The sequence below is a fragment of the Sedimentibacter sp. B4 genome (genome assembly GCF_000309315.1).
Lineage (GTDB): Bacteria > Bacillota > Clostridia > Tissierellales > Sedimentibacteraceae > Sedimentibacter > Sedimentibacter saalensis.
Window position 1 is genome coordinate 1 of record NZ_CANG01000765.1, and the last position, 209, is coordinate 209.

Annotated in this window: 1 pseudogene; it reads left to right on the forward strand. The window is 72.2% G+C overall.

The features are described 5' to 3' along the window. A pseudogene (locus tag BN358_RS26945) lies at positions 1–209 on the forward strand (ATP-binding protein); the annotation flags it as partial.

Genomic DNA, 209 nt, shown 5'->3' on the forward strand with positions numbered 1-209 from the left:
TCGTTCGGCCCGTCCGAGGAGACCGTGCTCGACGCCGCGCTACGGCTGCTCACCGGGCACAGCACGGGCAACACCCGCCTGGTGGAGACCACCATCCCGCAGCTGTGGCGCCTGCTCGATGACCCGCCGGCCGTTCTGGTCGAGGCGTGCCGCTACGCGTCGCTGCGCCACTTCCTTGACGAGACCCGCCTGCTGCGCGACGCGCTCGG